Genomic DNA, 6438 nt, shown 5'->3' on the forward strand with positions numbered 1-6438 from the left:
CTAGGATTCGGAGCGGCTCAGTAGCTGCTCCCAGCGTTGCAACTTTTGCTCTAACTGTTCTGTAATTTCTGAGAGCCGAGCCTGCATACTGGCAGCTAACTCCGGTTCATTTTTATATAGATCGGGATTGCTCATAGCAATTCCAATATCCGCCTGCTCAGCTTCTAACGCCTCAATCAACTGAGGCAAGGACTCCAGCTCCTGGCGCTCCTTGCCATTGAGTTTTTGTATATTTTTTTTGGGTACAGGTTTAGCCTCCACCACTGGGTCAACTTTGACTTCCCCTTTTGGTGGAGATTTTTGACTGGCATTTTCTGCTCGAATAGCCTCTGTACGCGCTTTTTGAATTTTCCAATCTTCATAGCCGCCCTCGTATTCACGCCACAACCCATCACCTTCATACGCAATGATGCTGGTCACCACGTTATCTAAAAAGTAGCGATCATGACTTACTAGGAACACCGTGCCTTTATAGTCCTGCAGTAATTGCTCTAGCAGATCAAGAGTATCAATATCCAAATCGTTTGTGGGCTCATCGAGCACTAGGACATTTGCCGGTCTTGCAAACAAGCGCGCTAATAAGAGACGATTGCGCTCCCCTCCTGAAAGCGTACTGATTGGAGAGTTAGTTCTCTCTGGTGCAAATAAGAAATCGCTCAGATAACTCTTCACGTGTTTTTTATTGCCATTAATTTCAATCCACTCGCTACCTGGGCTGATGTAATCTTCTAGCGAGGCATTGAGATTGAGGCCTTCACGCATCTGATCAAAATAAGCAACCTCAATACGGGTTCCCATTGTTGCGGCGCCAGAGTCCGGAGCAATGGTCCCAAGAATCAATTTGAGTAAAGTCGTTTTACCAGCGCCATTAGGGCCTAACAAACCGACCTTATCCCCGCGCAATATCGTTGCCGTGAAATCCTTAACGATTGGCTTGTCATAGGATTTGCTCACATTATCCAGCTCAGCCACAATCTTGCCGCTACGCTCACCAGCTGATACTGCCATTTTGACTTGCCCCATAGCATCTCTTCGCTCGGCCCGACTAGCGCGCAGCTTTTCAAGACGTGCTATGCGGGCAACGCTGCGCGTACGACGTGCCTCAACCCCCTTGCGAATCCATACTTCTTCTTGGGCCAGGAGTTTATCCGCACGTGCGTTGGCCAACGACTCAGCATTGAGCTCTTGCTCTTTAAGAACTTCATATTGCGAAAAATTACCTGGGTAGCTACGCAAAATACCGCGATCGAGTTCCACAATTTGTGTACAAACATTATCTAAAAATGCGCGATCGTGGGTAATGAGAATAACTGAGCCTTGATACTCTTTCAGCAATTCTTCCAACCAGGCAATGGAGTCAAGATCCAAGTGGTTAGTTGGTTCATCCAATAACAAAACATCTGGGACTTCCACTAAGGCACGTGCTAAAGCAACCCGTTTTTTGGTTCCCCCAGAAAGACTACTGATTTTTTGGTCAGCATCCAAGTGCAATCGATCCAGCGTTTCATGTACACGCTGCTCCCAATTCCACCCACTCATCGTTTCTAATTGAGACTGCAATTCATCCATACGATGATGTGCGGCATCATCCCAGTCGCCAACACTCAATGCCTCGTACTCTTCTCGCAAGGCCTTTGCCGTAGCAACACCCTTAGATACCGCATCAAAAACGGTTTCTTCCGCCTCAAAAATGGGCTCTTGTGGCACATATGCAATTCGTAGGCCTTGCTGATATTGCAGCAAGCCATCATCTAGCTTTTCTAGACCAGCCAGAATCTTTAAAAGCGAGGATTTTCCTGTTCCGTTGCGGCCAATAAGGCCAACGCGCTGACCGGATTCTAATGAGAATGCAGTATTCGCAAGGAGGTCAACATGGCCAAAAGCCAATTTTGCATCTGTAAGTACGATTAAAGCCATGGCAACATTATCGTCGCTTCGGAAAATTCAGAGATATTTTGGGAAATTTCTGCGAGACTAGCTATATATGATTTGCAAACTCAGCCCCCTCTCCCCTCGCCTCATCCTTTTTGCAGGCCATGCTGGCACAGGAAAATCGACTTTAGCCAAGAAGGCGCTTCCCCTGATTGTTGAAAAAACCGGGGAAGACTTTTTCTTTCTAGATAAAGACACGGTGTATGGCGCTTTTAGCGCTCATGTGATGGAGCTCACCACTAACAATCCAAATGATCGAGATAGCCCTTTCTATCTCGATCATCTGCGAGATTGGGAATACCGTGGACTCATTGATATTGCCCGTGAAAACCTGCTGCTGGGAGTCAATGTCATTTTGGTTGGTCCGTTTTCTAAAGAGATACAGAGTGGTCGAATGATGAATCCAGAAGCCCTAGGAATTCCATCCCAGACCAGTATCTCGATTGCTTGGATTGACCTTGATGCGCAAGAAGCAAAATTACGCATGGAAAAAAGGGGTGATCCAAGAGATCGGTGGAAACTGATGCATTGGGATCAATATGCCACGCGAAGAATCAACCCGCCTGAGCATCAACGCATCAAACGCTTTAATAATAAAGATTTTGATGAGGCACAATTCCTTCGTCTTATTAGCGATTTACTTACGATTTGATTGATTAATCGAAATGAAGGTAAAAAAATAGAGCCCCTGCAGGGCTCTATCTCAAGAACTAAGAACTGAATTCTTAGAACTTATAAGTCACACCAACTGCTGGCATCCAAGGATTCAAGGTCAATTTACCAAGATTGGTACCGCCTTGAACAGTATTCACATTGGTGCTCATCGTTGCATATTTCACATCAATGTTCAGACCCCAGTTTTTATCAAACATGTAGTCACCACCAATTTGACCAACAACACCTACGCTGTTTTGATCAACTTGCACAGAGTTTCCAAGTGCTGGGAAATTTTGACGATTGCCAAAAATGGTGTAGTTCACACCAACGCCGACGTATGGCTTAAAGGCGCCTAGGTCGGTAAAGTGATATTGAACCAATAATGATGGTGGCAACGCAGAAATCTTACCAATGTTGTTATTACCAGAACCTGCAGTGATATTCACTTGCTGTGGATAAGTCAACACCAACTCAGCTGCGATATTCTTTGTGAAAAAATAAGAAATATCAAACTCAGGAATAAATTCATTCTGAGCTTTTACGTTCAGTGTAGAGAGTGCATTGCTCTGACCGTTTTGAAACAAGAGATCTACTGCACGCACACGCAACATCCATGGATTATCCCCAGATGATTGGGCTTGTGAAGCCACTGGTGCCAAGGAAGCCACTGCAGCCATTGCTGCTACTAATGATTTAAGACGCATGTTTTACCCCTTTTTGTTATCAATTTCGATGATTCATTTTGAAATGAACGGGGGTGACGCTATTTGATGCAGATCAAATGAAAAGTTGTTGTGATTTTTTTATGTGCTGAAAAGCAACACAGTTTTGCAGCTTATTTGATATAGATCAAATGAGTTATGGATAACCCTAAAGCACCTTGGAATAGGTGCCGCGTGCCTGAGATTCCCGCAGGTGACGATCAAATGTCATGGCGACCCTTCTTGCGAGAAGACGCCCTTTGATTGGCACAACAATGTCACCATTGCGCCACTCTAATAATCCCGCCTGCTCTAAATCCTTGAGCTCTTCAAGCTCTGTTTTGAAATAATCCTGAAAATCAATCTGATGGTCAGATGCGAACACTTTTGTGTTGAGTGCAAATTGACACATTAACTCACCTATCAATTCACGACGCAACAAATCATCTTGGTCTAGTTGTAGCCCACGCAATACAGGCAGATGTCCTGCATCAAGAGCAGCATAGTATTCATCTAATGTACGTACATTTTGGGAGTAACAATCATCCACTTTTCCAATAGAAGATATTCCGAAGGCCAAGAGATCACACTCAGCTTGTGTTGAGTAGCCCTGGAAATTGCGATGCAACTTTCCCTCTTGCTGCGCAATGGCTAATTCATCATCCGGCTTAGCAAAATGATCCATGCCTATGAAGACGTACCCCGCCTCGCCAAGGCGCGTGATGGTATTAGACAAAATATCCAACTTATCGGCTGCAGGTGGCAAATCAGCCTCTGCGATACGACGCTGCGGTTTAAAAATATGCGGCAAATGGGCGTAGTTATAAACAGATAAGCGGTCTGGATTCATCATCAAAACTGCATCGACAGTTTCTTTAAATGTAGCTGGCGTCTGCTTGGGTAGACCATAAATTAAATCTACACTTCTTGACTTAAACCCATACTTTCTAGACCAATCAATCACGGCCTGGGTCTCTTCAATCGTCTGTATGCGGTGAACAGCCTCTTGAACAGCCAAATTAAAATCTTGCACTCCAAGACTGATTCGATTAAAGCCCAACTCAGCCAGCAGAGCAATATCTTGTTCTGAAACTCTTCTGGGATCAATTTCAATAGAGTATTCACCACCTGGAAGCAATTCAAAGTGCTCGTTGGTGTGGTGCATTAACTCGCGCATCTCTTCGTGCGACAGAAACGTAGGGGTGCCACCTCCCCAATGCAATTGCGTTACCGGTATTCTGCCTTGCGCACCCATCACCTTGGTAACCATAGCCATCTCTTTGGCTAGATATTTAATGTATTTCGCACTGCGCCCATGGTCTTTGGTGATGATCTTGTTGCAACCGCAGTAATAGCAAATATTAGGACAGAACGGCAAATGAAAGTACAAGGACATAGGCTCCTTGAGCTTTGCAACACGCTGAAGTGCGCCTACATAATCCTGCTCTGAAAAGTCACTATGAAAACGATCAGCACTAGGATAAGAGGTGTAACGCGGGCCGTTAATATCAAATTTTTGCAAGAGCTCTGGATGAAATAGCACTTCTTTTTCATCTACTTCTTTTTTATCCACAGCTGAGCTCATAAAGGTTTATAGGTCGACAATAAGAAAACTAAGAGAGGTAATCAAGCGCTACCGCTTCCGCTACTTTAATCCCATCAACTCCGGCAGACAAGATTCCACCCGCATATCCAGCCCCTTCTCCCGCCGGATAAAGACCTTTCACATTCAAACTCTGATAATTGGGTCCACGGGTGATCCGCAAGGGTGATGAGGTGCGCGTTTCCACTCCAGTGAGCACGGCATCTTTCATTGAAAATCCCTTAATCTGCTTTTCGAAGGCTGGCAGCGCTTCTCGAATAGCCTCAATCGCGTAAGCAGGTAATGCCTGCGCCAAATCTGTTAAGTGAACACCAGGCTTGTAAGAGGGCAATACGCTCCCAAACTCAGTCGATGGTTTGCCAGCTAAAAAATCCCCCACTAATTGCCCTGGAGCTTCATAAGTTCCTCCACCCAACTCAAAGGCTTTGGACTCTAGCTGTCTTTGAAATTCGATACCAGCCAAGGGTCCACCTGGATAGTCATCGGGCGTGATGCCCACCACAATACCTGCGTTCGCATTACGTTCATTACGAGAATATTGACTCATGCCATTGGTGACGACACGTTGTGGCTCTGAGGCTGCAGCTACGACCGTCCCTCCAGGACACATACAGAAGCTATAAACCGATCTACCATTTTTTGCGTGATGCACTAACTTGTAATCTGCTGCACCAATTAATTCATTACCAGCATGTGGCCCTAAACGCGCTTTATCGATTAACGATTGTGGGTGCTCTATTCGGAATCCCACTGAAAATGGTTTTGCCTCCATGAATACACCGGCATCATGCAAGGCATAAAAAGTATCTCTGGCGCTATGCCCTAATGCCAAAACCACATGACTGGCTGGCAAATCAGGCTGACCCTCAATATGAATACCTCTAATTTGTTGATTCTCAATATCAAAGCCAGTGACCTTATGTGAAAAACGAATCTCACCACCTAAATTAATAATTTCTTGGCGAATTTTTTCCACCATCCCCACCAATCGAAACGTACCAATATGGGGTTTAGCAACATATTCGATTTCTGGAGGAGCACCTGCCTTGATGAATTCTTGAATGACTTTACGTCCATAGAACTTGGGGTCTTTAATTTGGCTATACAGTTTTCCATCTGAAAATGTTCCGGCACCGCCCTCTCCAAACTGCACATTGGATTCAGGATTCAAAATATTTTTCCGCCACAACCCCCAAGTGTCTTGTGTGCGCTCGCGCACCTGCTTGCCGCGCTCAAGAACAATCGGTTTAAACCCCATTTGCGCCAACACTAAAGCAGCAAAAATTCCGCAGGGACCAAAACCGATGACCACTGGACGTAATGCCTTACCAGTGGCAAGAGACTGCGGCGCACTAGCTACAAAGTGATAGCTAGTATCAGGAGATTGCCTGATATGGTGATCGTTGGGGAAACGCTTTAACAGCGCTTCTTCATTTTTCACTGAAACATCTATGGTGTAAATAAAGGCTAATGCAACATTTTTACGAGCATCATAGCTACGCTTAAAAATATCAAAAGAAATAAGATCTTTGGGGGTCAATTGAA

5 protein-coding genes are annotated in these 6438 nt (G+C 45.0%); 1 reads left to right on the top strand and 4 read right to left on the bottom strand.

Translation table 11 applies throughout. The features are described from left to right. A complete protein-coding gene (locus tag KIH43_RS05560; protein ID WP_297718577.1) occupies window positions 1-1917 on the bottom strand; it encodes an ATP-binding cassette domain-containing protein in 1917 nt (638 codons plus the stop codon). A gap of 67 nt (window positions 1918-1984) precedes the next feature. On the opposite strand from KIH43_RS05560, the gene KIH43_RS05565 reads away from it, so the two are divergent. After that, window positions 1985-2584: an AAA family ATPase gene (locus KIH43_RS05565; RefSeq protein ID WP_297718579.1), complete on the top strand. Its 600-nt coding sequence runs from the start codon at window positions 1985-1987 to the stop codon at window positions 2582-2584. A 73-nt stretch (window positions 2585-2657) separates the two neighbouring features. Here KIH43_RS05565 and KIH43_RS05570 read toward each other — a convergent pair whose 3' ends face one another. The 3 genes from KIH43_RS05570 to KIH43_RS05580 all read right to left on the bottom strand — a co-directional run. Continuing rightward, window positions 2658-3293, bottom strand: a complete 636-nt coding sequence (locus KIH43_RS05570; RefSeq protein WP_296969108.1) for an OmpW family outer membrane protein — start codon at window positions 3291-3293, stop codon at window positions 2658-2660. A gap of 166 nt (window positions 3294-3459) precedes the next feature. Continuing rightward, window positions 3460-4875 carry an oxygen-independent coproporphyrinogen III oxidase gene (gene hemN, locus KIH43_RS05575; RefSeq protein WP_297718583.1) on the bottom strand — a complete coding sequence of 472 codons (1416 nt, stop codon included), beginning with the start codon at window positions 4873-4875 and terminating at the stop codon, window positions 3460-3462. A 28-nt stretch (window positions 4876-4903) separates the two neighbouring features. Then, window positions 4904-6438 (bottom strand): NAD(P)/FAD-dependent oxidoreductase (locus tag KIH43_RS05580; RefSeq protein ID WP_297718586.1); only part of this gene is annotated, 1535 nt, incomplete at its 5' end.

Source organism: Polynucleobacter sp. (assembly GCF_018500155.2).
Classification (GTDB): Bacteria; Pseudomonadota; Gammaproteobacteria; order Burkholderiales; family Burkholderiaceae; genus Polynucleobacter.